General features: G+C 71.5%; 26 protein-coding genes. 16 read left to right on the top strand and 10 right to left on the bottom strand.

Annotated features, from left to right (window positions below):
• Positions 1-232: 232 nt before the first annotated feature.
• Positions 233-1153, bottom strand: coding sequence for a transposase (locus tag OG627_RS12230; protein WP_329064333.1), 921 nt, complete (start codon positions 1151-1153; stop codon positions 233-235).
• 171 nt (positions 1154-1324) lie between these two features.
• On the opposite strand from OG627_RS12230, the gene OG627_RS12225 reads away from it, so the two are divergent.
• The 12 genes from OG627_RS12225 to OG627_RS12170 all read left to right on the top strand — a co-directional run bounded on the left by OG627_RS12225 (position 1325) and on the right by OG627_RS12170 (position 13453).
• Positions 1325-2617 (top strand): peptide ABC transporter substrate-binding protein, encoded by a 1293-nt coding sequence (locus OG627_RS12225; protein WP_329064331.1) that lies wholly within the window; start codon positions 1325-1327, stop codon positions 2615-2617.
• An 18-nt stretch (positions 2618-2635) separates the two neighbouring features.
• Positions 2636-2920, top strand: a complete 285-nt coding sequence (locus OG627_RS12220; RefSeq protein ID WP_329064329.1) for a hypothetical protein — start codon at positions 2636-2638, stop codon at positions 2918-2920.
• A 121-nt stretch (positions 2921-3041) separates the two neighbouring features.
• Positions 3042-4553: a M14 family zinc carboxypeptidase gene (locus OG627_RS12215; RefSeq protein WP_329064327.1), complete on the top strand. Its 1512-nt coding sequence runs from the start codon at positions 3042-3044 to the stop codon at positions 4551-4553.
• The gene (locus OG627_RS12210) at positions 4550-5476 is read left to right on the top strand and encodes an ABC transporter permease (protein ID WP_329064325.1); all 927 of its coding nucleotides are present in this window, start codon (positions 4550-4552) and stop codon (positions 5474-5476) included. Before OG627_RS12215 ends, OG627_RS12210 begins: the two co-directional genes overlap by 4 nt.
• A complete protein-coding gene (locus OG627_RS12205; protein ID WP_329064323.1) occupies positions 5469-6404 on the top strand; it encodes an ABC transporter permease in 936 nt (311 codons plus the stop codon). The genes OG627_RS12210 and OG627_RS12205 overlap by 8 nt, the downstream gene beginning before the upstream one ends.
• Before the next feature lie 4 nt (positions 6405-6408).
• A complete protein-coding gene (locus tag OG627_RS12200) occupies positions 6409-7416 on the top strand; it encodes an ABC transporter ATP-binding protein (RefSeq protein ID WP_329064320.1) in 1008 nt (335 codons plus the stop codon).
• Positions 7409-8416 (top strand): ABC transporter ATP-binding protein, encoded by a 1008-nt coding sequence (locus OG627_RS12195; protein ID WP_329064318.1) that lies wholly within the window; start codon positions 7409-7411, stop codon positions 8414-8416. Before OG627_RS12200 ends, OG627_RS12195 begins: the two co-directional genes overlap by 8 nt.
• Before the next feature lie 17 nt (positions 8417-8433).
• Positions 8434-9072, top strand: a complete 639-nt coding sequence (locus OG627_RS12190; protein ID WP_329064316.1) for an FMN-binding negative transcriptional regulator — start codon at positions 8434-8436, stop codon at positions 9070-9072.
• The gene (locus tag OG627_RS12185) at positions 9069-10571 is read left to right on the top strand and encodes an amidohydrolase (protein ID WP_329064314.1); all 1503 of its coding nucleotides are present in this window, start codon (positions 9069-9071) and stop codon (positions 10569-10571) included. Before OG627_RS12190 ends, OG627_RS12185 begins: the two co-directional genes overlap by 4 nt.
• Before the next feature lie 230 nt (positions 10572-10801).
• Entirely contained in the window at positions 10802-11908 is a 1107-nt protein-coding gene (locus OG627_RS12180; protein ID WP_329064311.1) for a hypothetical protein, read from the top strand.
• 23 nt (positions 11909-11931) lie between these two features.
• Positions 11932-12819 (top strand): DUF3592 domain-containing protein, encoded by an 888-nt coding sequence (locus OG627_RS12175; RefSeq protein ID WP_329064309.1) that lies wholly within the window; start codon positions 11932-11934, stop codon positions 12817-12819.
• A 136-nt stretch (positions 12820-12955) separates the two neighbouring features.
• Positions 12956-13453 (top strand): peptidylprolyl isomerase, encoded by a 498-nt coding sequence (locus OG627_RS12170; protein WP_329064307.1) that lies wholly within the window; start codon positions 12956-12958, stop codon positions 13451-13453.
• A gap of 103 nt (positions 13454-13556) precedes the next feature.
• Here OG627_RS12170 and OG627_RS12165 read toward each other — a convergent pair whose 3' ends face one another.
• On the bottom strand, positions 13557-13766 hold the full coding sequence (locus OG627_RS12165; protein ID WP_329064305.1) for a DUF397 domain-containing protein: 210 nt from the start codon (positions 13764-13766) through the stop codon (positions 13557-13559).
• Positions 13763-14581, bottom strand: coding sequence for a helix-turn-helix domain-containing protein (locus OG627_RS12160; protein ID WP_329064303.1), 819 nt, complete (start codon positions 14579-14581; stop codon positions 13763-13765). The genes OG627_RS12165 and OG627_RS12160 overlap by 4 nt, the downstream gene beginning before the upstream one ends.
• Positions 14582-14805: 224 nt before the next feature.
• Between OG627_RS12160 and OG627_RS12155 the strand changes: the two genes are divergently transcribed.
• Entirely contained in the window at positions 14806-15132 is a 327-nt protein-coding gene (locus OG627_RS12155; protein WP_329064301.1) for a hypothetical protein, read from the top strand.
• Positions 15133-15381: 249 nt separating this feature from the next.
• On the opposite strand, the gene OG627_RS12150 is transcribed toward OG627_RS12155, so the two are convergent.
• From OG627_RS12150 to OG627_RS35475, 7 genes are all read right to left on the bottom strand, one after another.
• Complete coding sequence (locus OG627_RS12150) at positions 15382-16233, bottom strand: SDR family oxidoreductase (protein ID WP_329064299.1); 852 nt, start codon at positions 16231-16233, stop codon at positions 15382-15384.
• A 144-nt stretch (positions 16234-16377) separates the two neighbouring features.
• Positions 16378-17007 carry a hypothetical protein gene (locus OG627_RS12145; protein ID WP_329064297.1) on the bottom strand — a complete coding sequence of 210 codons (630 nt, stop codon included), beginning with the start codon at positions 17005-17007 and terminating at the stop codon, positions 16378-16380.
• A 103-nt stretch (positions 17008-17110) separates the two neighbouring features.
• A complete protein-coding gene (locus OG627_RS12140; RefSeq protein WP_329064295.1) occupies positions 17111-17899 on the bottom strand; it encodes a succinate dehydrogenase iron-sulfur subunit in 789 nt (262 codons plus the stop codon).
• Positions 17899-19653, bottom strand: coding sequence for a succinate dehydrogenase flavoprotein subunit (sdhA, locus tag OG627_RS12135; protein ID WP_329064294.1), 1755 nt, complete (start codon positions 19651-19653; stop codon positions 17899-17901). The genes OG627_RS12140 and sdhA overlap by 1 nt, the downstream gene beginning before the upstream one ends.
• A 21-nt stretch (positions 19654-19674) precedes the next feature.
• Positions 19675-20154, bottom strand: coding sequence for a succinate dehydrogenase hydrophobic membrane anchor subunit (locus OG627_RS12130; RefSeq protein WP_114626871.1), 480 nt, complete (start codon positions 20152-20154; stop codon positions 19675-19677).
• An 8-nt stretch (positions 20155-20162) separates the two neighbouring features.
• Positions 20163-20543, bottom strand: a complete 381-nt coding sequence (gene sdhC, locus OG627_RS12125; RefSeq protein ID WP_329064289.1) for a succinate dehydrogenase, cytochrome b556 subunit — start codon at positions 20541-20543, stop codon at positions 20163-20165.
• 168 nt (positions 20544-20711) lie between these two features.
• Positions 20712-21620 (bottom strand): 2-oxo-4-hydroxy-4-carboxy-5-ureidoimidazoline decarboxylase, encoded by a 909-nt coding sequence (locus OG627_RS35475; protein WP_443073461.1) that lies wholly within the window; start codon positions 21618-21620, stop codon positions 20712-20714.
• Positions 21621-21734: 114 nt separating this feature from the next.
• Between OG627_RS35475 and OG627_RS12115 the strand changes: the two genes are divergently transcribed.
• The 3 genes from OG627_RS12115 to OG627_RS12105 all read left to right on the top strand — a co-directional run bounded on the left by OG627_RS12115 (position 21735) and on the right by OG627_RS12105 (position 24978).
• Complete coding sequence (locus tag OG627_RS12115) at positions 21735-23387, top strand: beta-N-acetylhexosaminidase (RefSeq protein WP_443073460.1); 1653 nt, start codon at positions 21735-21737, stop codon at positions 23385-23387.
• A 203-nt stretch (positions 23388-23590) separates the two neighbouring features.
• On the top strand, positions 23591-24145 hold the full coding sequence (locus OG627_RS12110) for a hypothetical protein (RefSeq protein WP_329064286.1): 555 nt from the start codon (positions 23591-23593) through the stop codon (positions 24143-24145).
• Between the two features lie 182 nt (positions 24146-24327).
• Positions 24328-24978, top strand: a complete 651-nt coding sequence (locus tag OG627_RS12105) for a hypothetical protein (protein WP_329064284.1) — start codon at positions 24328-24330, stop codon at positions 24976-24978.
• Positions 24979-25065 lie beyond the last annotated feature (87 nt).

The raw sequence follows: 25065 nt of genomic DNA, 5'->3' as shown, positions 1-25065 counted from the left end.
CTGGATTCCGATCGTGCGGCCGCGCCTTACGCAAGATCCAACTTCGCCCGGAGAACACGAAATCCCGGCAGCGGGACGCCACCGGAAAGGTTGTCCCGACTCTGGAGCAACCCGAAGATCGTGTATCGCGGACGCACCAGCAGGCAGTTGGCGGAGCCGCCACGCCGATGCCCGAACCGGAACCACCGCGACCGCCAACCGCTGTCGCGCTGGTCCACCTCCCGCCGGGTCGTCAGCCCGACGCGCGGGCCGTCGCCGCCTCGGTGATCAGGGCGCACCAGGCGGCGTCCCGCGCGTCGCAGCGGCCGCTCGCGTGCTCCCGCTCGACGGCCTGGTGCCAGCGCCGCCAGACGTCCTCCTTGGTCCACCCGGTGAAGCGCCGGTGCGCGGTGGCGGGGGACACCCCGAAGTGGGCGGGCAGTTGCTGCCAGCCGCAGCCGGAGGTGAGGACGTACGCGACGGCCGTGAAGGCCTGCCGCTCCTTCTCCGAAGGAGACGGGGGCAGGACGGGTTCGGCGGCGGCCCAGAGCGCGTCGGGGACCAGGTGCCCGGCCAGCGCCGGGCTCAGCGACTGGGCGGAGAAGCCGTGCGTCCCGTCACCGTCGGCCGCCGCCTGGGCCGGGATCTCGCTCCCGGCCGGCGCCGGGCGCCGTCCGTGCTGTTCCTGGTACTCCCGCCACCCCGTCAGCAGCTTGTGATGACCGCCCTGGATGTAGTTCATGTAGTCGCGCATGTTGCGCAGCCGGCGGCGGGGCGCCTCCTCCTCGGGGCCCAGCAGGGTGAGGGCCTGCTCGGCGAGCCACTTCTCCCGGTCGAGGAAGCGGCGCTCGCCCGCCAGGAAGCTGCCCCACACGTCGTCGTCGACCCGGAAGTAGTGGCTGCGCTCGCCGGGCACCGCGTGCCGCTTGAGGAACCCCGCGTCCGTCAGCCGCCGCGTCGCCAGCGAGATCGAGCCGGGACTGACCCGCAGGGCGCGGGCGAGCGCGCCGGATGAGACGTACGGGATGTCCGTGATGAGGAGGTAGGCGATGATCCGGCCGTCCATCCGGCCGCTGCCCGCCGTCTCCCACAGCAGGCCCATCTCCTCGACGAAAGTCTCCCGGTCCCAGCCCTCCGGGGTGCGAGCGGTGGTGCCGGAAGTGTCGGCCGACATGCAAGTCCTCCGTGTTAAAGATTCATCTCATGCTAAATGTTTCAGAACTTTGCGTTGACACGGATTCTCACCTGGGGCGAGTATCCCCGGTACACGCACCCGGTACGCAACCGATCCGCACCGTCGTCACGCACCGGCCCACGGCGTGCCCTGCTCTCCCATGGAGTTGTCTTGCCCAGATCATCCATGTCGAAGGCCGTACCGGCGAGCGTATCCCTCGCCCTGCTGCTCACCGCCTGCGCGGGCGGCGGCGAGGGCGGTGCCACAGCGGCGAAGAGCGCCGGATTCTCCGTCGCCGTCGCCGAGCCGGACCATCTCACGCCCGGCCGCAGCACCACCGCCAACGACGAGTCCCGCGTCCTGTTCGCCCCGCTGGTGAAGGTCGACGCCAAGGGCGACCTCAGCTACGTCCAGGCGAAGTCCGTCACCAGCCCCGACGCCCGCCACTGGACCATCGAGCTGCGCTCCGGCTGGACCTTCCACAACGGCGAGCCCGTCACCGCGAAGAGTTACGCCGACGGCTGGAACCGCGCCGCGTACGGGCCCAACGCCTGGGCCACCAACGGCCAGCTCGCCAACATCGAGGGGTACGCGGACCTCAACCCGGCCAAGGGCAAGCCGAAGACGAAGGAACTCTCCGGGCTGAAGGTCGTCGGCGACACCACCCTGAAGGTCACCCTCACCGCCCCCGACAGCCAGTTCCCGCTGCAACTCACCCCCAACCAGCTCGGCTTCTACCCGCTCCCGGAGGCCGCCGCCGGCGACCCCGAGGCGTACGACCGCAAGCCCATCGGCAACGGCCCGTTCAAGATGGACACGGCCTGGCAGGCCGACAAGGGCACCACCGTCACGCGCTACTCCGCGTACAAGGGCACCGCGCCCGCCTCGTCGGCCATCACCTTCAAGAGCTACAGCGACCTCCAGACCGCGTACACCGACGCCCAGGCCGGCAACACCGACGTCATCAGCGTCCCCCTGAGCAAGTACGGCAGCGCGAAGGCCGACTTCGGCGACCGGCTGTACACGTACGAGGCGCCCTCGCTGGAGTTCCTGACCCTCCCGCTCTACGACAAGCGCTTCCAGGACATCCGGCTGCGCAAGGCGCTCTCGCTGTCGATCGACCGCGAGGCCGTCAACAAGACCATGTACGCCGGTCTCTACACCCCGGCCACCTCCCTCACCCCGCCCTCCGAGGTCGGCGCGGAGACCGGACTGTGCGACGCCTGCGCGTTCGACCCGGCCGAGGCTAAGAAGCTGCTCAAGGAGGCGGGCGGCTGGTCGGGCGAGATGCTGATCACCTACCCGGGCGGGCTCGGCCTCGACGAGCTGTACAAGGCGGTCGCCAACCAGATCCGGCAGAACCTCGGTATCAGCGGCGTCGAGGCGCGGCCGACCGCCGACTGGCCGGAGTTCAGCGACAAGGTCTTCGGCCGGAAACTCACCGGGCCGTACCACGCCCACTAGGGCGCCCTCTACCCCAGCATGCAGAACACCCTGCGCGGCATCTTCACCAAGGCCGGCGGCTGTTACACGTGCAGCAACTACAGCGACCCCGACGTGGACGACCTGCTGCGGCGCGCGGACGGCGCGAAGACGCCCGCCGCGGCCGAGGGCCTCTACAACGACGCCCAGAAGCGCGTCATCGAGGACTTCCCCGTCATTCCGCTCTTCTACGGGACGTACGTCAGCGCCAGCACCGACCGGGTCTCCGGCGTCACCCTCGGCCCCGCCGACATCGACCTGACCCGGATCTCCGTCACCGGCTGATCTCCGTCACCGGCTGATCCGCGGCACAGGCCCCGTACCACCCACCGCCCTCCACCCCGTTCACCGACTCGTCCCGGCCATCCCGCACGGCCCCATCCCCCGCAACGGAGACCCGCACCACATGGCGACAGCGACCCCGACCCCGACCCCGACCCCGACCCCGGCCCCGGCCCCGAACTCCGCCGTCCCCGACAGCTGGGTACGGCGCACCACGACCGTCCCCCCGACCTCCGTGTACCCGGCCGTGGACGACCTGCTGGCGTCCTTCCGCGCGCTGGCCGCCCGCCACCCCGCGCTGGTCACCGAGGCGCGGATCGGCACCTCCACCCTCGGCGAACCCCTGTACTGCTTCACCGTGCGCGACACCCCGGCCGACGGTGCGGGCGGGGGCGACCCCACCGGCACGGACAGCCCCGACTACGTCGTCGTCGGCGGGGTCCACCCCAACGAGCCCGTCGGCGCAGTGACCGCCCTCCACCTCGCCACCACCCTCTGCGAGGACGACGCCCTGCGCACCCACTTCGGCGGCGCCTGGCACATCGTGCCCTGCGTCGACCCGGACGGCGCCCGGCTCAACGAGGGCTGGTACGCCCACCCCACCGACAAGCGGCTCTACGGACGCCACTTCTACCGTCCGGCGGGCCGGGAACAGGTCGAGTGGACCTTCCCGTTCGCCTACAAGGACGCCTACTTCGACCGCGTCCTGCCCGAGACCCTCGCGCTGATGCGGCTGATCGACGCCACCCGGCCGCGCTTCCTCACCACCCTGCACAACAGCGAGGCGGGCGGCGTCTACTACTACATCAACCGCCCGGCCCCCGAGCTGTACGACCTGCTCGCCGCCATCCCCGCCTCCGTCTCCATCCCGCTCTCCACCGGCGAACCCGAGGCCCCCCACACCCCCCGCTACGCCCCGGCCGTCTTCGGCGCCATCGACATGCGGGACGCCTACGACTACCTCGAAAGCCTCGGCGCCGACCCGGCGAACGAGATCGGCGGCGCCTCCAGCGCCGCCTACGCCGAGAGGTACGGCACCTTCTACTTCGTCACCGAGGTCCCGCACTGGTCCCACCCCGAGGCCGACGACGACACCCTCACCACCGAGGGATACGCCGACCTCGTCCGCCGCCGCGCCGAAGGACTGCGCGAGACCGGCGAGTTCCTCGACGCCGTCCTCGACGCCGCCGCCCCGCATCTCGCCGTACCCACCCCGTTCCTGCGGGCCGTGAAGGACTTCGTCCCCTCCCTCACCAAGGTCGCCGTCCTGGAGACGACACGCGCCGAGGGCCTGGAGAACCGGCCCGCCACCGTCGCCGAGCGGTACGGCTGCCGGGCGTCCGTGCACAGCTTCCGTATCCGCTTCGGCGGCATGCTGCTGCGCGCCCTCGACGCCGAACTCGCCGCCGGCACCGCCACCCCGCAGGTCCGCGCGGCCCACCGCGAACTGCTGGCCGCCTACACCGCGTGGCAGGACGAGGCGGAGCCGGCGACCGGCGACCCCATCCCGATCCCGACCCTCGCCGGGATGCAGTACGCCGCCCTGCTCGCGGCGGCCGACCACGCCCGTACCCGTACCGGCGCGCGGGACGCCGTGCCCACCCGCGGTCCCGGATCCGCCGAGGAACCCCGGTGACCCCGTACCTGATACGGCGCCTCGCTGAGGCCCTGGTCGTCTTCTTCGGCGTCACCTTCCTCATCTACGCCATGGTGTACGCCCTGCCCGGCGACCCCGTGGCCGCGCTCGCGGGCGACCGGCCGCTCGCCCCGAGCGTGGTCAGGACGATCCGCGAGCAGTACCACCTCGACGAGCCGCTGCTCGCCCAGTACGGCCACTACCTGGGCGGACTGGTCAGGGGCGACCTCGGCACGGACTTCGGCGGGCGGTCGGTCGGCGGTCAGCTGGCCGACCGCTGGCCGGTCACCGTCCGGCTCGCGCTGACCGCCTGGGCGATCGAGGCCGTCGCCGGCATCGGCCTCGGCGTCCTCGCCGCGCTGCGCAGGAACACCTGGACGGACCGCGCGGTGCTCGCCTTCACCATCGGCGCCGTGTCCGTCCCCGTCTTCGTCCTCGGCTACACCGTCCAGGTCGTCTTCGGCGTCCGGCTCCAGTGGTTCCCGGTGGCCGGTGACGCGGCGGGCTGGCCGTCGAGCTATGTGCTGCCCGCCCTGGTCGTCGCCGCCTTCGGGGTCGCCTCGATCTCCCGGCTGGTGCGCGCCGACGTCATCGAGAACCTCCGGGCCGACTACGTACGCACCGCCGTGGCCAAGGGGCTGAGCCGGCGCAGGACGGTCGTGGTGCGCGTGCTGCGCAACTCGCTCGTCCCCGCCGTCACCTGCCTCGCCATCGACCTCGGATACCTGCTCGGCGGCACCGTGATCGTGGAGGGCGTCTTCAACCTCCCCGGCATCGGGCAGTTGCTCTTCCAGGCCATCCGCAGCCACGCGGGGCCGACGGTGGTGGGCGTCTCCACCGCGCTGATCCTGGTCTTCCTCGTCGCGAGCGTGCTCGTCGACCTGCTCAACAGCCTTCTCGACCCGAGGACCCGCCGTGACTGAGACAAGGACCGAAGAAGCGGCGGGCACGGCCGCCGGCGGCGCCACGGGCCCGGCGGGCGCCGCCGCGCCCCCTCCCGCCGGCGCGCCCGGCACCGTCTGGCGCGAGCTGCGCCGCCGCCCCATGTTCCTGGTCACCGGCTGCTGCGTCCTGCTGCTGCTCGTCCTCGCCGTCGCGCCCGGACTCTTCGCCGGCTGGTTCGGCCACGGCGACCCGCGCGTCTGCGACCTCAACAGCAGCGCCCAGGGACCCGCGCCCGGCCACCCCTTCGGCTTCGACACCCAGGGCTGCGACCTGTACGCGAACGTCCTGCACGGCGCCGGGGCCTCGCTCGGCGTCGGGCTGCTCGCCACCGGCTGCGGACTTCTCGTCGCGCTGGTGCTCGGCACGCTCGCCGGAATGGCGGGACGGGTCGTGGACAGCGTCATCGCCAGGATCACCGACATCTTCCTCGGCTTCCCGTTCCTGCTCGGCGCCGTCGTCGTCCTCAACACGGTCTCCACCAGGGACGTGCCCACCGTCGCCGCCGTCCTCGCCCTCTTCGGCTGGCCGGCCATGACCCGGGTCGTCCGGGCGTCGGTACGCTCCGCCCGCGAGGCCGACTACGTCGTCATGGCCCGCAGCCTCGGCGGCAGCGAATGGCACATCGTCCGGCGGCACGTGCTGCCCAACATCCTCACGCCCGTCCTCGTCCTCGCCTCCATCACCGTCGGCGGCGTCGTCGTCGCCGAGGCCGCGCTGACCTTCCTCGGCGTGGGGCTGCAATCCCCGTCCATCTCCTGGGGCCTGCAACTGGCCGGCGCGCAGAACACCTTCCAGACCCACCCCCATCTGCTGATCTTCCCAGGGCTGTTCCTGTCCTTCACCGTCTTCTCCCTGATCGCCTTCGGAGACACGGTGCGCGACGCCCTCGACCCGAGGACCCGGTGATCCGGTGACCGACCACCCGACCGAACCGCCCGCCCGCCGCCCCCTGCTGACGGTCGAGGACCTCACCGTCGACCTGCTGCCGCGCGGCGCCGCCCAACGCGTCGTGGACGGCGTCTCCTTCACGCTCCACGAGGAGGAGACCCTCGCCCTCATCGGCGAGTCGGGATCCGGCAAGAGCATCACCGCCATGGCGGTGATGGGCCTGCTCCCGGCCACCACCGCCCGGGTCGGCGGCCGGGTCCTGCACCGGGACACCGAGCTGCTCACCCTCGGGCCCGAGGCGCTGCGCGCACTGCGCGGCAAGCACCTCGCCATGGTCTTCCAGGACGCCCTGTCCGCCCTCAACCCCAGCCTCACCGTGGGCTACCAGATCGCCGAGACGCTCAGGGCCCACGAGGACATCGGCCGCCGCGAGGCCCGCGCCCGGGCCCTCGACCTGATGGCCCGGGTCCGCATCCCCGACCCGGCGCGCCGCTACCGCGACCACCCGCACCGGTTCTCCGGCGGGATGCGGCAGCGCGTCATGATCGCCATGGCCGTGGCCCTGCGGCCCAGCGTGCTCATCGCCGACGAACCCACCACCGCCCTCGACGTCACCGTGCAGGCGCAGATCATGGAACTCCTCGCGGAACTGCGCGAGGAGACCCGCTCCGCCCTCCTGCTGATCACCCACGACCTCGGCCTCGCCGCGGGCACCGCCGACCGCGTCGCGATCATGTACGCCGGCCGGATCGTCGAGCAGGCACCCGTCGAGGAGCTGTACGAACACCCCTCGCACCCCTACACCCGGGGCCTGCTCGACGCCGTACCCCGGCTCGACGCGGGAACCGACGCGCTCACCCCCATCCCCGGCACCCCGCCGGCGGCGGGACACCTGCCCGACGGCTGCGCCTTCCACCCGCGCTGTCCCGGCGCCCGGCCGCGCTGCCGGGGCGAACGGCCGCTCCTGCTGGCGGCGCCGCCCGGCCGGTCCCTCGCCTGCCACTACCCGCTGGAGACCGCGCATGCCTGAGACACCGGCTCCGGCCGCCGAGGCCCCGCTCCTGGCGGCCGAAGGGCTCGTCAAGCACTACCCGGGCGCCCCCGGCCGCCACCGCGCCACCGTCAAGGCCGTCGACGGAGTGGACCTCACGCTCAGGCGCCACACCACCCTCGGGCTGGTCGGGGAGTCCGGCTGCGGCAAGTCGACCCTCGTACGGCTGCTGATGGCCCTCGACCGGCCGACCGCCGGGACCGTACGGGTGGAGGGCCGCGAACTGCTGCGGCTGCCGCGCGGCGAGCGCCGCCACCGCAGACGCGACATCCAGATGATCATGCAGGACCCGTACGCGTCCCTCGACCCCCGGATGACGGCCGAGGAGATCGTCCGCGAACCCCTGGAGATCCACCGCGACCTCGTGCCCAAGCGCGACCGCCCGGCCCGCGCCCGCGAACTGCTGGAGATGGTCGGCCTCGACCCGTCCCACGCGCACCGCCACCCCCACCAGTTCTCCGGCGGCCAGCGCCAGCGCATCGGCATCGCCCGCGCGCTCGTGCTGCGCCCCCGCATCCTGGTCTGCGACGAACCCGTCTCCGCCCTGGACGTCTCCGTACAGGCCCAGGTCATCAACCTCCTCAAGGACCTCCAGAAGGAGTTCGGGCTCAGCTATCTCTTCATCGCCCACGACCTGGCCGTCGTCCGGCACGTCGCCGACGAGATCGCCGTCATGTACCTGGGCCGGATCGTCGAGCACGGCGAGCGCGACGCCGTCTACAGCCGCCCGTCCCACCCGTACACCCGCGCCCTGCTGTCCGCCGTGCCCGACCCCGACCCGCGCCACCGGGGCCGGAGCGGCCGGATCGTCCTCGAAGGCGACCCGCCGAGCCCCAGCGACCCGCCGCCGGGCTGCCCCTTCCACACCCGCTGCTGGAAGAGCGCGGAGATCTGTACGCAGACCCGGCCGGCGCTGACCGCGCCCGTGCCGGGAGGGCCGCTCGCGGCCTGCCACTTCCCCGAGTCCGCCGCCGACTGAGCCTCCCGGAGCCCGCGTTGCTGCGACAGGAAATTTTCGAGATCACGGACCCGGAGCGGATCCGCGACCTCATCAGGACCCACTCCTGGGCGACCCTGATCAGCCACGTCCCCGACCGGGGCATGGTCGTCTCGCACCTGCCGGTCCTGGTGGAGGCCGGCGGGCGCGACGGCGGCTCCGGCGACACTCTCGTGCTGGCCGGTCATCTCGCCCGCACCGACGCCGACGAGCACCAGCTCGGCGCACACGACGTCGTGGTGGTCTTCCAGGGGCCGCACGGATACATCTCCCCGGTCTGGTACGAGGAGACCCCGCACGTCCCGACCTGGAACTTCGTGGTCGCCCATGTCCACGGCCGCCCCGAGACCCTCGGCCCCGAGCGCACGTACGAGGTGCTCACCGACACCGTCGACCACTTCGAGGACCGCTTCCCCGAACCCTGGCGCCTGGAGCGGGTCGACGCCTACGCCCACCGCATCGCCGCCGCCGTCACCGGCTTCACCCTCACCGCGGCCCGGGTGACGGCCAAGGCCAAGCTCAGCCAGGACGAGCGCGAGGAGGTCGTCCACCGCGTCGCCGACGCCCTCACCACCGACCAGCCCCACGCCCACCCCGAACTCGCCCGCGCCATGCGGGACTCCAGGAGGCAGCAGTGACCACTCCCCAGCACGCCCCGGCGCTCACCCTGCGCCGCGTACACCTGGGCGCGGGCGGGCCGCTGAGCGACGTACGGATCGACAACGGCCTCGTCACCGAGGTCCACCCCGGCGGCGAAGCCCCCCGCCGGCCGGGCGAGCGCGACACCGACCTGGACGGACGCGTCCTGCTGCCGGGCCTGTGGGACGCCCATGTGCACATCGCCCAGTGGGCCGCAGCGCGGCAGCGCCTCGACCTGGCCGGTACGGCGTCGGCCCGGCAGGCGGCGGAGACGGTGCGCGCGCGCCTGGCCGCGGGCCCGGCGCCCGCCGGGCCACTGCTCGGCTACGGATTCCGGGACGGCCTGTGGCCCGACGCGCCGCACAAGGACCTGCTCGACGCGTACGTCCCCGACCACCCGACCGTCCTCATCAGCGCCGATCTGCACTGCTGCTGGATCAACTCGGCCGGACTCGCGCTCCTCGGCCTGGGCGACCACCCGACCGGGCTGCTGCGCGAGCACGCGTGCATGGAGGCCATCGCCCAGCTCCCCGTCGTACCGGAGGAGACCATGGACCGCTGGATCGGGGAGGCGTGCGCCGCCGCCGCCGAGCGCGGCATCACCGGCTTCCTGGACTTCGAGTACGCGGACAACATCGCCGACTGGACCCGCCGGATGAGCGCGGGCCGCGTCCCGGTCCGGGTGGCGGCCTCCGTCTGGACCCCGCACCTGGAGGCGGCGATCGCCCGGGGGCTGCGCACCGGCGACGCCATCGGCGTACCGGGCGGCGGGCTGCTGGAGATGGGGCCGCTGAAGCTGCTCACCGACGGCTCGCTCAACACCCGTACCGCGCTGTGCCACGACCCGTACCCGGGCATGGACGCCGGGCACGCCGAGGCGCGCGGCCTGGCCCGGTACACCCACGACGAACTCGTGACCGTCATGCGCCGGGCCGCCGCGCACGGGATCGACTGCGCCGTCCACGCGATCGGCGACCGCGCCAACGAGATGGCCCTCGATGCCTTCGAGGCGGTCCGCTGCCGGGGCCGTATCGAACACGCGCAGCTCGTCACTCCCGAGGACGAGCCGCGCTTCGCCGCGCTCGGCGTCACCGCGAGCATCCAGCCCAGCCACGCGGTGGACGACCGCGACGTCGCCGACCGGCACTGGGCCGGGCGTACCCACCGGGCCTTCCCGTACGGCGCCCTGCGCGCGGCGGGCGCCACCCTGGAACTCGGCTCCGACGCCCCCGTGGCCCCGCTCGATCCCTGGACCGGCATCGCCGACGCGGTCGCCCGCACTGACGACGACCGCCCCGCCTGGCACCCGGAACACCGCCTTCCGCTCGACTACGTCCTGGGCGCGGCCGCACGGGGACGCCACGCGGTACGGGTCGGTGACCCCGCCGACCTGGCCGTCGTGGACACCGACCCCCTCACGGCGGACGCGGACACGCTGCGGCACATGCCGGTGCACGGGACGCTGCTGGCGGGGGAGTGGACGTACCTCTCGTCCTGATCAGGGCTGGCGCACCGCCGGGTGAGGGTCGGACGGAGCGCCGGCCGAGCGCTCCCTTCCGACCCTCACCAATGTGCTGAGCGCGGCGCACCGGCCGGGCCGTGACCAATCTCAGCGCCTGCCACGGTTCGGGTGCCGAGGCCGTACCGCGCACCATGATTCAGAGACAGGACACCGGGGGCCTTCCACAGGTCTGTCGGCCGGTACCCATGATGTGCACAATCGGCCGTATGACGATCGCCACGGGCGCGCCGCCCACGCACAAGGGGCCTGCCGGCCTCGCTCTGGGGTTCCTGACGGGCGGGGTGATCGGGGCGTCGCTGACCGCCTTCATCGGTGGCTGTGCCGTCGGGAGGGCGCCGCTGATCGTCACGGGGCTGGTTCTGCCCGCGGTCTACGGGGCTGTCTTCTTCCTCGCCACGCTGCCGCGCCGTATCCGGGAGGCGGCTGTCGTGCCGCGCACGGCGCTCGCGGTGATCGAGAGTCTGGAGGCCGTCGGCGGTGAGACCAGCGACGTGCCGGTGCGGTTCGATCTGTCGGTCGCGCCGGACGACGCGCCCGCGTTCCGTGTCGAGATACAGCAGGGCGTCAACCTTGTCGAGCTGCCCGACTACCGGCCGCGCGGGGTCGTGGTGGTGGAGTATCCGCCGGACCGGCCGTGGAAGACGCGGATCGTGAAGCGGCCGACGCCGCGGTGGGAGGAGCGGGCGGCCGTGGCCCAGGTGGACTCGGCGCCCGGTCCGGCCATGAAGAGCGAATCCCCGGGGGGCTGTTTCAGCGCCCTCCTCACTCTTCTCGGGCTGCTGCTCGGCGCGGCCGCCGTCCTCCTGCTGTTCCGCGCCGACCTGTTCGACTCCCACGAGGGTGACAGCGGCGCTCCCGAGCCGTCCGTGTCCTCCTCGTCGTTCACGACCACGGTGACGTCGGCGACGGGCACGGTCACCCTGGGGCCCGGCCAGTCGATGCTCGACGAGGGCGAACTGCGCAAGGCCGTCGAGTCGTTGACGCAGGGGCCGGACAGGCGCCGGGCGCTCACCGTCGTCGTGCGGGACCGCCTGCTGACGGTCGTCTTCTCTCCCAGCGGCTCTCCCAGCGGTTCTCCCAGCGGCGTGCAGAGCACCGGGTTCAACCCGAGGTCCCTGCCCTACGACCGGGTCCCCGGTCTGGTCGAGGAGGCCAGGACCACCCTTGGCGTCGGGTCCCCGCGGAGCTGGCAGCTCACCGTCGACGGCGTCTCCGGCTCGCTCACGCTCAGGGTCGTGGTCGCCGGCGACGGGGGCACGGGAACGCTGGAGGCGGACGGGCAGGGCAAAGTGCTGCGACGCAGTGGCAGCTGACCGGGTCGGCAGGAGGAGGGGGCATGGGGTGGGACGGGTTCCTGGTGCTGTGGTGCGCGGTGTGGGGTGTGGCGGCGCTGGTCGGGTACGGCATGTCGCTGGCCGGAGTGACCAGGGCGCAGCGGACGGTCCGGCTCACCGGGCGGATCCAGCGGGTGCGGGAGCCCCGGCACGGCGGGTCCCGGAAGGGCGGCATATCGGTGGTCGTCTCCTACCGCGACCCGGCCTCCGGGCAGGAGGTCACCGTGACGAACGACGGTGAGCGGGGCGACACGGTCATCACCTGCGCGTGGGAGGGCCGGGAGATCGGGGTCTGCTACCCGCGAGGCAGACCGCACGCCTACTGGTTCTCCGACACACCGGAGGAGCCCGGTCGCGGGCTGGGACGGCCGAGTTTCGCGGTCTTCCTGGTCTATGCCGGGCTGGTGGTCCTCGCGGCGGTCGGCTGGGGGTGGCCGTGGGCGCTGATCGGCTTCGGCGGGCCGTGGGCGGTCTCCGGCGCCGTTCAGCTGCCCGGGGCGGTACGCGCCAAGAACCGCCGCATCGAGCGACTGGCCGCGATGGAGACCGTGCGGGGGCGGGTCGTCGCGGTCCTGAAGGACGTCAGCGTCGACGACGACGGCCACACCTCGACCGTCATCACCCCGGTCGTGTCGTTCACCACCGGTGAGGGCACGGCCGTCACGGCCTACTGCACGTCGAACCTGCCGGACCCCGCCGGCGCGTACGGCCGTGACGTCGCCGTTCACCGCACGCCCGCCGATCCGGCCGGGTTCACGCTGGACCGTGCGGCCGAGCATCGCTCGGAGGAGCGGCAGGTGACGTTCCACGTCCTGGCGGTCGTCGTGCTCGTGGCAACGACCGTGGCGGGCGCGGTGATGGTCCGAGGCCCGGGAGCGCTTCTCTGGTGAGGCCCACGAGCCTGTGTTCGGGCACCCTCGACGCCTCCTCTTCCGGCATCGACGGCACTCCATGGACGACACCGCGCGACGGGCGTGGGTGAGGGGGCGTACGCGGACCGGCGGGCGCAAGTGTCAGGATGGAGACATGACGATTAAGGTCTACTTCGACATCACCATTGACGACGCGCCCGCCGGGCGGATCAACTTCAACCTGTTCGACGACGTCGTTCCCAAGACGGCCGAGAACTTCCGCGCGCTTGCCACCGGCGAGAAGGGCTTCGGCTACGCCGGTTCGTCCTTCCACCGGGTCATCCCGGACTTCATGCTCCAGGGCGGCGACTTCACCCGGGGCAACGGCACGGGCGGCAAGAGCATCTACGGCGAGAAGTTCGAGGACGAGAACTTCCAGCTCAAGCACACCAAGCCCGGCCAGCTCTCGATGGCCAACGCGGGCCGGAACACCAACGGCTCGCAGTTCTTCATCACCACCATCGCGACGACCTGGCTCGACGGCAAGCACGTCGTGTTCGGCGAGGTCGCGGACGAGGAGAGCCTGGCCCTCGTCAAGAAGATCGAGGGGTACGGCTCGGGCTCCGGCGCGACCAGCGCCAAGATCACCATCGCCGCCTCCGGCCAGCTCTGACCGTACCGGCACACACGCACGACCCCACTGCGCGCGCGGCCCGGCGAACCTTCGCCGGGCCGCGCGCGCGGGGGACGGCGAGCCGATCGGGCGGCCGGGCTGATCAGGAGGCTATGAACTCGCCGCGCTGGACGGCCCGGATGAACGACGAGAAGGCCCACTGCGGGAAGACGAGCGCCGGTCCGCCCGGGTTCTTGGAGTCACGGACCGGAACCGAGCGCGCGAACGCGTCGCTCACCTCTATGCAGTTGGCGCCGTTGGTGCTGTAACTGCTGCTCCGCCACGCGCCGGAGAGCTTGTTCGTGCCGATCATCGTTCCAGTCCTTCCAGATGCCCGCTGATCAGGCCGGCGGATTCCTCGGGTGAGAGCGCCACCGCCCGCAGCAGATCGAAGGAGTAGGTGGCGGTGGCGATCTCATGCGTGTCCAGGGCGGTTCGGCCCTGGGAGAAGCCGTCGACATAGAGCACATCGGCCCCCTCCTCGAAACTGAGCACGGTGAAGGGGCCGGCGAGCCCGGCATGGGCGGGGACCGTGCGGGGGACGACCTGGATCACACAGCGTGGATCCCGCCCCTGCTGGAGCAGGCGCGCGAGCTGGTGACGCATGACGGCGGCGCCGCCGATGGGCCGGAGCAACACGTTCTCGTCCATGACGAACCATGTACGGGGAGGTGACTCCCTTTCGAATACTTCCTGTCGCGTCATACGTGCCGCAATGAGACCGTCGAGGTTTTCCGGCCGTACGGCGTTCAGCATGGCGCGTGCGTACTCCTCCGTCTGTAAGAGCCCGGGAACGATCTGACTTTCGAATACCCGCATCGCCGTCGCCTCGCGTTCGAGTTCGACGAACGGAAGAAACCACGACGGATACGCGTACGTGATGACGAGCGGGTACAGGCGCTCGAAATGCCCGTCGGTGGTGAAGGCCAGGTCCAGGTCGCGGGCCAGGTCCTCGGACGGTACGCGCTTGGCCGCCTCCACCTTGCTGATCATGGACTGCGTGGTGTGGGCGCGGGTCGCCGCCTCGTCCTGGGAGACCCCGGAGACCGTGCGGATACGCCTCAGCTCGCTGCCGAAGAAGGCGAGCAGCGAGGAGGTGGGGTCCGGCGCGCTGGTCTCTGCCGTCATCTGCGTGTTCCTCCGTCATGACCAACGCCATGTCATGGCCCGATGCCTGGTGCACGTGCTCGCGGACACCGAGACTTGAACACGGAAAGCGAGTACGAGATAACGGAAGGTACATCCCTCATGCGTGACCGAACCACCGATACGGGGACGGATGCCCCGGACGGGTCGCCCGCCCCCGCCGAGTTGCCGGGCCGGGCGCGGCGCGGGGCCGGGGAGCCGGCCGTATGACGGGAGGAAGCGAGGCGCGCTGGTGGCTGTCGCTCCTGACCGGGACGTTCGGCTCGGACGGCACGCTGATCATGCCGCGCGAGGAACCGGCCCCGGAGATGCGGGACTTCATGCGCGCGTGGGGCCCGGACCCGGCGCCCGGGTGGGACGCGCAGTGGGCGTCCCAGTGGGACGAGGACGGGACCTCCTGGCGGGCGGCCGAACCGGCGCCGACGCTGTCGCGCGCGTGGCCGCCGTGCCAGTGCGGCAGCCCCAAGTGCCGCCCGGACGACGATATTCCGGACGTATCGGGGCCGGACGGCAGGAGGGAGAAGGAGAGTTGAGCCGCCGGGAGGTCCCCGGCCCGAACGGACTTCGGGCAGGACGAGAGGCCCTAGGGCCTCTCGTTTGGATCATGCCGGGCTCGCGAGCCCTGGCACCGCGCCTCGCCGGTTGTCGTCAGTCATCCCCAAGGTCTCGGCTTCGCTCGACCAGGGGAGACCCCATCCGCTCCGCGTGGGCTCCCTCCTCCGCCTTGCGATCCACGGCACCAGACCCCGCTCCCTCATCCGGCCTGATCCAAACGAAAGACCCTAGACGGCCGGGCGCGGGCCCGCCACCGCCTCGGCGTGGTGGACGAAGTGCGGCAGCCAGTCGTCGAAGCCGACCTTGCCGACCATGTCGATGGCCATCGCGGCCTCCTCGCCGACCGGCGCGTGCAGCGGGGTGGCGGGGTCGGTGGCGGCGGCGATGACCGCGTCGGCCACCAGGCTCGCGTCGGCTGCCGACTCGGCGGTGCGCTCCATGAACAGGCGCAGCCAGGTCTCGTCAGCGCCGTACGGATTGTCCGCCGCGACCTCGCGCGCGAACGCGTTGGTGTGCACGTCCGTGGCGAAGCTGCCCGGTTCGAGGCAGACGACCCGCACGCCGAACCGCGCGACCTCACCCGCGAGCGCCTCGCTGATCGCCCCCAGCCCGGACTTGCCCGCCGCGTAGAAGCCGCCGTACGGCACCGACCAGGTGCGGCCCGCCAGGGAGCTGACGTTGACGACGACTCCGGAGCCGCGCTCCCGCATCGCCGGCAGGACGGCCCGCAGAGTGCGCAGCGGTCCCCAGAAGTTGGTCTCCAGCACGGCCCGCGCCTCGTCCAGCGGCGTGGCCTCCACCGCGCCGACATGGTTGACCCCGGCGTTGTTGACCAGGACGTCGACGGCCCCGTGCCGGCTCTCCACCACGCGCACCGCCTCCGTCACCGAGGCGTCGTCGGTGACGTCCAGGGCCACCACGTCGAGTGCGAGCCCCTCGGCGTCGGCGCGCTCGCGCAGCCGCGCCGCCTTCGCCGGGTTCCGCATCGAGGCGTACGTGACATCGCCCCGCCTCGCGAAGGCCAGGGCCGTCTCCAGGCCGATACCGCTGCTGCACCCGGTGATGAGTACCGTCGCCACGCTGGGGCTCCCTGTTCGTCGATCGGACCGGCCGCGGGGGCAGGGGTGAGGCCGGAGATCAGGCTAGGGCGACGTGACCCGCGCCCAGCACCCCTAACTCCCCCTACCGGCCCGGCCCGACACCGCGGACGGCCCCGCGCGTCCTCACATGCTGCTGAGCGAACGCCCGTAGTTGACCTGGCCCATGACCATCTGGAAGGCGTTCGGATGGTTGGCCGGGACCATCGTCGCGTGGTGCCTGCCGCCGCCCGTGACCGTGATCTGGATGAAGCCGGTCGTCTTCTTCTCCTTCATCAGGAGGAAGAGCAGACCGACCAGGCACAGCAGCGCGAAGACGATCGCCAGCACGATGGCGACCGGCGGGATGCGCTCCTCCGTGCGGGACATGTCCGTGGCGTTCCACACCGCGCCGCGCAGCGGGATCGTCCCCGAAGGAGTGATGATCTGGTCGCCCACGACCGTGATGTCACCGATCGACAGCACCGGCGTCCCGCCGCCCGCGCCCATCGGCACGGGCAACTGCTCCGCGTACGCGGGCCCCTGCTGCGGGTAGCCGTATCCGGGCGGGGCGGCCGGGTAACCGTAGGCCGGTGTGCCACTGCCGGCGGGCGTCCCGTCGGCGAGCGTCGGCGTCGGGAAGTCGTACTCGGGAGAGCCGGTCGGCGTCCCGGCCGGTGTCCCCGACGGCCCGTGCGGAGTCGGTCCCTCCGGAGCCGTCCCTCCCGGCGGCCCCCAGTTGTACCCACCGTCCGCGTGCGGATTCGGCTCGCTCATCTCTCCCCGCTCTCCTGATGCTGTCGGCACTTCGATCCTGACACAGCGGAGGCCCGTTTCCGTACCTACGGAAACGGGCCTCCGGCCGTGCTGGGCCGTACGGTCAGAAACGGCGCGTGATCAGCGCGCGCTTGACTTCCTGGATGGCCTTCGTGACCTCGATACCGCGCGGGCAGGCGTCCGTGCAGTTGAACGTGGTGCGGCAACGCCACACGCCGTCCTTGTCGTTGAGGATCTCCAGGCGCTGCTCCCCGGCCTCGTCGCGCGAGTCGAAGATGAAGCGGTGCGCGTTCACGATCGCGGCGGGACCGAAGTACTGGCCGTCGTTCCAGAACACCGGGCAGGACGACGTGCACGCGGCGCACAGGATGCACTTGGTGGTGTCGTCGAAGCGCTCGCGGTCCTCGGCGGACTGGAGCCGCTCACGGGTCGGCTCGTTCCCGCTGGTGACCAGGAAGGGCATCACGTCGCGGTACGCCTGGAAGAACGGGTCCATGTCGACGATCAGGTCCTTGAGGACCGTCAGCCCCTTGATGGGCTCGACCGTGACGGGCTTGGTGACCGTCCCGTTCTTGTCGACCGCGATCAGGTCCTTGATCAGCGTCTTGCACGCCAGCCGGTTACGGCCGTTGATCCGCATCGCGTCCGAGCCGCAGATGCCGTGCGCGCAGGAGCGCCGGAAGGTGAGCGTGCCGTCGAGATCCCACTTGATCTTGTGGAGGGCGTCGAGGACACGCTCCTTGGGATCGATGTCGATCTGGAAGTCCTGCCACTGGACCTCGTCGGAGACCTCCGGGTTGAACCGGCGGATCCGGAAGGTGACAGCGATGAGGTGGGAGGAGGTGGAGTCCGCCTCCAGCGCCTCCAGCTTGTCCATGGTCGGGGTAGCCATCAGTACTTACGCTCCATCGGCTGGTAGCGGGTCTGGACGACCGGCTTGTAGTCGAGCCGGATCGACTCGGCACCGTCGTCGCCCACCTCGCGGTACGCCATGGTGTGGCGCATGAAGTTGACGTCGTCGCGGTTCGGGAAGTCCTCGCGGTAGTGACCGCCGCGCGACTCCTTGCGGGCGAGCGCGGACACGGCCATGACCTCGGCCAGGTCGAGCAGGTTGCCCAGCTCGATGGCCTCCAGCAGATCCGTGTTGAAGCGCCGGCCCTTGTCCTGGACGGACACGTTCAGATAGCGCTCGCGCAGCTCGCCGATCTTCTCGACGGCCGTCTTGATCGTCTGCTCGGTACGGAACACCATCACGTTGGCGTCCATGCACTCCTGGAGCTCCAGGCGCAGCTCGGCGACCCGCTCCTTGCCCGTGGAGTTGCGCAGCCGCTCCACCTGGGTCTCGACCAGTTCGGCCGGGTTCTCGGGCAGCTCGACGTAGTCGTTGGCCGCGGAGTACTCGGCGGCGGCGATGCCGGACCTGCGCCCGAAGACGTTGATGTCCAGCAGCGAGTTGGTGCCGAGCCGGTTGGCGCCGTGCACCGAGACGCACGCCACCTCGCCGGCCGCGTACAGGCCAGGGACGACCGTGGTGTTGTCCGAGAGGACCTCACCGGTCACGTTGGTGGGGATGCCGCCCATGGCGTAGTGCGCGGTCGGCTGGATCGGGATCGGGTCCGTGTACGGCTCGATGCCCAGGTACGTCCGCGCGAACTCGGTGATGTCGGGCAGCTTGGCGTCCAGCTGCTCCGGCGGCAGGTGCGTGAGGTCGAGGTAGACGTGGTCGCCCTCGGGACCGCAGCCGCGGCCCTCGCGGATCTCCGTGTAGATGGAGCGCGAGACGACGTCGCGGGAGGCGAGGTCCTTCATGACGGGCGCGTACTTCTCCATGAAGCGCTCGCCGTCCTTGTTGCGGAGGATGCCGCCCTCACCGCGGGCGCCCTCCGTCAGCAGGATGCCCATGCGCCAGATGCCCGTCGGGTGGAACTGGAAGAACTCCATGTCCTCCAGCGGCAGCCCGCGCCGGTAGCACGCGGCCTGGCCGTCACCGGTCAGCGTGTGCGCGTTCGAGGTCACCTTGAAGAACTTGCCGGTGCCGCCGGACGCGTAGATGACCGCCTTCGCCTGGAAGACGTGGATCTCGCCGGTGGCCAGCTCGTAGGCGACCACACCGGCGGACTTCTTGACCCCGTCGACCTCGGTCAGGAGCTGGTCCAGGACGTAGAACTCGTTGAAGAACTCCACGCCCTCCTTGACGCAGTTCTGGTACAGCGTCTGGAGGATCATGTGGCCGGTGCGGTCCGCCGCGTAGCAGGACCTGCGGACCGGCGCCTCGCCGTGGTTGCGCGAGTGGCCGCCGAAGCGGCGCTGGTCGATGGTGCCGTCCGGGGTGCGGTTGAACGGCAGGCCCATCTTCTCCAGGTCGAGGACCGCGTCGATGGCCTCCTTCGCCAGGATCTCGGCGGCGTCCTGGTCGACCAGGTAGTCGCCGCCCTTGATCGTGTCGAAGGTGTGCCACTCCCAGTTGTCCTCCTCCACGTTGGCGAGCGCGGCGGCCATGCCGCCCTGCGCGGCGCCCGTGTGTGAGCGGGTGGGGTACAGCTTCGTCAGCACGGCGGTACGGCTGCGCTTGGTCGACTCGATGGCCGCGCGCATACCGGCGCCACCGGCGCCGACGATGACGGTGTCGTACTTATGGATCTTCATGAAGTCTCGTCAGCCCCGGCTTTAGCGGATGTTCGGGTCGAAGGTGAAGATCACCAGCGAGCCGAGAAGGATGGTGAACACCGTGGCGGTGTACAGCAGGCCCTTGAGCCACAGGCGCGTGTTGGTGCGCTCCGCGTAGTCGTTGATGATCGTGCGCAGGCCATTGCCGCCGTGCAGCATCGCCAGCCACAGCATCGCGAGGTCCCAGACCTGCCAGAACGGGGACGCCCAGCGGCCGGCCACGAAGGCGAAGCCGATCTTGGACACGCCGCCGTCGAGCACGAGCTGGATCAGCAGGTGGCCCAGGACCAGGACGACCAGCACGATTCCGGACAGCCGCATGAAGAGCCACGCGGCCATCTCGAAGTTGCCCCTGGTCGTCTTCGGGGTCTTGGCGGTGCGCTTGCGCGGCGGCTCGATGACCGGAGCCGGGAAGTCGGCGTCGTACAGGCTCTCGCCCTCGACGGGACTGATCGCGGAAGACGTGGTGTCAGTGGACATGCGGTCTCTCAGCTCCCGAAGACTTCGCGTACGGCGTGGCCGAGCACGGGGTAGAGGGCGCCCACCATCAGGATGATCCAGATGCCCACGGCGGACCAGAGCATCTGCTTCTGGTAGCGGGGGCCCTTGGACCAGAAGTCCACGGCGATGACCCGGAGGCCGTTGAGCGCGTGGAAGAGGATGGCGGCCACGAGGCCGTACTCGAGCAGCGCGACGACCGGTGTCTTGTAGGTCGCCACGACATCGTCGTACGCCTCGGGTGAGACACGGACGAGAGCGGTGTCGAGCACGTGTACGAACAGGAAGAAAAAGATGAGCACGCCGGTGACTCGATGAGCCACCCACGACCACATTCCTTCCCGGCCGCGGTACAGCGTTCCAGCCGGCACGGAAAAACCCTCCGGGAGCGGGGATCGGGGCCGGCCGCCATCTTCTACTCAATCAAGCACAGTGGTGTCGGTCGCGCCCGGCCGGGTACGGTCCACCGGCCCCGGCCATCGTAGCGACGAGTTGTCGGTTCGTTCGCGCGGGGTACCCAGGTGTGATCAAACAGGCAATCAAACGGCCACGGACGGGCTATCCGGACACCCCGGGAACCCCGCTCCCGGGCCGGGCTGCCGTCCCACCAGCCGGGGCGGGTCCTCGGTCAGCCGGGTGAGCCGGCTCCGGGCGAGTCGGCGCAGCTCGTCGGCGGAGACCGACCGCTCGTGGTCGGGATCGTGACCGAGCCGGGTCCTGATGGCGGCCAGGACGTGACCGAGGGACTCCTCGGGCCGCCGGCCGTCCAGGCCGATCACGAAGGCGTGGCCGAAGCGGCTCTCGTACGCGGCGTGCGCGGCGCGCAGCGCGGTGGTGGCTGCGGGCGGCGCGCCGGGCGGCGGCGCGGAGGGCGTCTCGGCGGCGAGGGCCTCCGCGAGATCGCTGAACGAGAGGTCGTAGCCCGCCTCGTCGGACGCCGCGAGCAGCGAGTCCAGATCGGGGTACGGGCGGTGCGCGGCGATCCGCCGGGCCCAGCGGCCGCTGCCGAGGCAGCCGAGCAGCGCGGTCTCGACGACGGCCGGCGGGGCGGCGTTGAAGCGCTGGAGGCCGTGCGGCGGGCCGGCGGTGGGTGCGCGGGACAGTGGTGGCTCCTCGAACGCGGGGTGGCAGAGGTAGAGGGAGGGACGGGGTGGGGACGGGGGCGGGCGTATGGGCAGACGTGCGTACGGGCGTGAAGGTTGCGTGGAGAGCCCGTACGGGTGAGAAAAAAGGTGTGGTGAGAAAGAGCCCGGGTGGCTGGAGGGCTCGGCCGGCGGGCTCCCGCCGCGGGGCGGTTGAGTGCCTGGCTGAGCACCCGGTTGAGCGCCTGGTGCGGATGTGCCGTAAAGGCTATCGACGGTCGGAAGGCAATGCCTGTTCTTCCGCCGTTCTTCACCCGGACGGGAGAGTTTCGGCGCGCGGGACGGCCGTCGGCGTGGGACCTTCACCGTAGTCGCGTCACGCTTTCGCCGTACGTTATGTACGTACCGGCGGACGGGCCGGCGGCGGACGTACCGGTGGAGCGGCGGGGAGCAGGCCGGTACGTACCTGCCGGTACGTCCATGTCGTGCGGTTTCCGCACATGGGAGGTTTACGTGAAGAGGTCATCTCCGGGGGCCCGGATAGCCGGCGCGGTCGTCGCGCTGGCCACCGCCACGACGGCCGCGGGCTGCGGCTCGGGGGGCGACAACGACGGATCCTCGGACGGCGCGCGGGGGAGGACCACGGGCGCGGCCTCGGCGGCGAGCGCCTCGCCCACCCCGTCACCCAGCCGGACGTATCCGCTCTCCACCACGCCGCGCTCCATACCCTCCGTACGCACCCACGAGCCCGCGCGGGGGCCCGGCTGGAAGCCCGGCGCGAACAGCGGGGTCGTCATCGCCCGGGGCAGCGAGGACCTCGCGGACGAGGGGAAGCTGCTCTCGCGGGAGCTGAAGATCGCCTACCGGGGCACCGCCGCCGCCCGCGCGGGCGATGTCGAGCTGGCCCTCAAGAGCGGTTCGGGCACCGCCGAGTCGTACACCCTGACCGCGAGCGACGGCCGGGTCCGGATCACCGGCCCCGACCAGGCCGGCGTCTTCTACGGGACGCGCACGCTCAAGCAGTCCGTACGGGCCGACGGCACGATGCCGGAGGGCGTCGTACGGGACAGCCCGGCCCGCCAGCAGCGCGGGCTCAACCTGGACATCGCGCGCAAGTACTACACCCCGGCCTGGATCGAGGCCCGGATGCGCGAGATGGCCGACCTCAAGATGAACATGCTGGGGCTGCACTTCTCCGACGACCAGGGCTTCCGCATCGAGTCCACCAGCCATCCCGAGATCGTCTCCGCGCAGCATCTGTCCAAGGCCGACGTCCGCGGGATCCTGGCGCTCGCCGACCAGCTGCACATCACCGTCGTCCCGGAGATCGACTCGCCCGGACACCTCGGCGCCGTGCTCAAGGCCCACCCCGACCTCCAGCTGCGCAATGCGAGCGGCGTGGCCACCCAGGGCGCGATCGACATCTCGAAGCCCGCCTCCGCGAAGCTCGTGGACGAGCTGGACCGCGAGTTCGCGGCGCTCTTCCCCGGCCCGTACTGGAACCTCGGCGCGGACGAGTACCAGGCGCTGGTCGTACGCGATCCGCAGGCGTCGTACCCGCAGCTCGCGCGGGCCGCGGTGAGCAAGTACGGCTCCGGCGCGCGGGTCCAGGACCTCACGACCGGCTGGACGAACGACCGGGCGGCCGCGCTGAAGTCGTTCGACAAGAAGTTCAAGGTCTGGAACGACGGGCTGTTCAGGGGCGGTGTCGTCAAGGCCGACCCGGCCTTCGAGGTGCAGTACTGGACCGGCAAGGAGCTGGGCGCGCGACCGCCCGAGGAGTATCTCGACGAGGGCCGCAAGGTGCTGAACTTCAACGACGAGTACCTCTACTACGTGCTCGGGCAGCCCAACACCTTCGTCTACCCGACCGGTCAGCGGATCTACGAGCAGTGGACCCCGCTGGTGGTGCGCGGCACGAAGCCGGTGCCCACGACGCACCAGCGGCAGATCCAGGGCGGCATGTTCGCCATCTGGGGCGACTTCCCGAACGCGCAGACCCAGGACCAGGTGGCGGCCGGGATCAGGCTGCCGCTGGCGGCGACGGCGGAGAAGACCTGGAACCCGGCGAAGCCGAAGCTGAGCTGGAACGAGTTCAAGGCGCTCGACGCGAAGACGGCCGGGACTGGCTGATGACCGGCTGAGGAGCGCGTACGGAGGCATCGCTGTACGCGCTGTACGGAGGCACCGCGGCCCAAGGGGACGCGGTGCCTCCCCTTGGGGGTGAAGCGTGATGGCCTTGTGGCGGGTCCGTGCGGCCTCGTTCGGCCGATCCTGTCCCGGGTGAGGGTGGAGCCCCACGTGACACGGGGTTACGGGGGGCGGGGTGAAATCGGGTGAACGGGGGAGTGGCCGGCATGGGCTTCTGGGGCTATCTCGTCGTCGGCCGCAGCGAGCAGCCGCTCGCGGAACTGCCGGCGCTCGCCGCACTGCGCGACCGGCTGACCTTCCACGAGCAGCGGCCGGGCGGCTGGCAGGTGTGGCGGCACCCCGGCGAACCCGACATCGGTGACATGGGCGCGCTGGCCCGCGCCGTGGGATCGCCGGTCCTCTCCGGGTTCGTCATGGGCGGCGAGTGCGTGGCGGTGGAGGGCGCGGCGCCGCGCGGCGGCTCCTGGTACGCCTGTCTGGGGCGCGAGCCGATGGCCCGGCACCTCGCCGTGAGCGGCATGGTCCTGGAAGAACTGTTCCTCCCGGTGGAGGACGCGGCGCGGCGGGCCGTCGAGTGGGCCGTCGAGGCGGGCGGCACGGTCGATCCGAAGCCGCTGCTCGACGTGCTGCACGCGCCGCGGCCGGAGTCGGGCGCCGAGGAGCTGTTCTCCCGGCTCCTCGACGGACTGGGGATCCCCGGCTTCCCGGCGGCTGCGGAGCGGCCGTCCGGCACGGAGTGACGCCGCGGGGTGCCGGGTGCGAGGGGGAGCACGGCGGCTCCGCCGCGTTCAACTGTCGTCTATGCCTGGTCTGTCCACGGTCTACGCGCGATGCGCGCGTGACGTTTTCCGGTCCTTTGGCGCAGTAGTGGTCAGTACCGGTCCGTACTGACCGGTACTGATCCGCGACAGGAGACGTGTGCATGAGCCTGGTGAAGCTGATCGACCAAGCCGATGAGCGAGGTCTCGCCGCGAGCGGGCTGGCCTGCCTCGAACGCTGTCTGCCGCTGCCGGTCGAGAACGCCGACGTCTTCCGGCCGCTGTGGGTGGGCATCGGCAGCGGCGGCCAGGAGTGGCCCGGCCGGCTCGCCGCCGCCCGGCTCGCCCTCGACCAGGTCGTGGCCGCCCGGAAGCCCCCCGGCGCCGACACGGACCCGACCGCCCCCGACGTCACCGCCGCGCTCGTCACGACCCTGCTCGGCTCCGCCCCCGGGCAGTGGGCGGCGGAGCCGCTGCGCACCTGGGCCGACACCTGCTCCGTCGTCGCGCTGGAGGTCCACCAGAAGCTCGACGCGGTCGGCGACACGAGCGGCGACGCCGCGGCCGCCGAGCGGCTGACCCGCTGCCGCGAGGACGCGGCAGCCGTACCGGACGCGGTGGAGGGCGCCGAGACCGGCGACGCCGTCGGCGTCGGTCCGCTGCTCGCCGGTGAACTGCGTCGCCAGATCCGCATCCTGGAGATCCTCGCCGAGACGGACGGCCCCGCCGGGCTGCGCCTGGCCATGGACCTGTCCACGGAGGGCCGACGGGTACTGCGCGCGGTGGTCGCGCGCCGCGCCAGAGCCCGCGGCTGAGACCCGCGCGGCCGGGCCCCGGCGGCGGACCCCGGCGTCGGACCCCAGCTTCGGGCCTCGGCGCCGAGTGCCCCGCGGCGCGGGTGC

The sequence above is a fragment of the Streptomyces sp. NBC_01429 genome (assembly GCF_036231945.1).
Classification (GTDB): Bacteria; Actinomycetota; Actinomycetes; order Streptomycetales; family Streptomycetaceae; genus Streptomyces.
Note: the sequence above shows the minus strand (reverse complement) of the source record. Positions and strands in the feature narration are given on the sequence as shown.

Coding starts and splice junctions, on each gene's coding strand:
- OG627_RS12145 (WP_329064297.1), bottom strand. CDS start 17,007: ATGAGCGAGCCGAATCCGCACGCGGACGGTGGGTACAACTGGGGGCCG.
- OG627_RS12115 (WP_443073460.1), top strand. CDS start 21,735: ATGTCGTGCGGTTTCCGCACATGGGAGGTTTACGTGAAGAGGTCATCT.
- OG627_RS12180 (WP_329064311.1), top strand. CDS start 10,802: ATGACGATCGCCACGGGCGCGCCGCCCACGCACAAGGGGCCTGCCGGC.
- OG627_RS12165 (WP_329064305.1), bottom strand. CDS start 13,766: ATGATCGGCACGAACAAGCTCTCCGGCGCGTGGCGGAGCAGCAGTTAC.
- OG627_RS12195 (WP_329064318.1), top strand. CDS start 7,409: ATGCCTGAGACACCGGCTCCGGCCGCCGAGGCCCCGCTCCTGGCGGCC.
- OG627_RS12160 (WP_329064303.1), bottom strand. CDS start 14,581: ATGACGGCAGAGACCAGCGCGCCGGACCCCACCTCCTCGCTGCTCGCC.
- OG627_RS12170 (WP_329064307.1), top strand. CDS start 12,956: ATGACGATTAAGGTCTACTTCGACATCACCATTGACGACGCGCCCGCC.
- OG627_RS12130 (WP_114626871.1), bottom strand. CDS start 20,154: ATGTCCACTGACACCACGTCTTCCGCGATCAGTCCCGTCGAGGGCGAG.
- OG627_RS12220 (WP_329064329.1), top strand. CDS start 2,636: ATGCAGAACACCCTGCGCGGCATCTTCACCAAGGCCGGCGGCTGTTAC.
- OG627_RS12175 (WP_329064309.1), top strand. CDS start 11,932: ATGGGGTGGGACGGGTTCCTGGTGCTGTGGTGCGCGGTGTGGGGTGTG.
- OG627_RS12105 (WP_329064284.1), top strand. CDS start 24,328: ATGAGCCTGGTGAAGCTGATCGACCAAGCCGATGAGCGAGGTCTCGCC.
- OG627_RS12155 (WP_329064301.1), top strand. CDS start 14,806: ATGACGGGAGGAAGCGAGGCGCGCTGGTGGCTGTCGCTCCTGACCGGG.
- OG627_RS12215 (WP_329064327.1), top strand. CDS start 3,042: ATGGCGACAGCGACCCCGACCCCGACCCCGACCCCGACCCCGGCCCCG.
- OG627_RS12140 (WP_329064295.1), bottom strand. CDS start 17,899: ATGGCTACCCCGACCATGGACAAGCTGGAGGCGCTGGAGGCGGACTCC.
- OG627_RS12230 (WP_329064333.1), bottom strand. CDS start 1,153: ATGTCGGCCGACACTTCCGGCACCACCGCTCGCACCCCGGAGGGCTGG.
- sdhA (WP_329064294.1), bottom strand. CDS start 19,653: ATGAAGATCCATAAGTACGACACCGTCATCGTCGGCGCCGGTGGCGCC.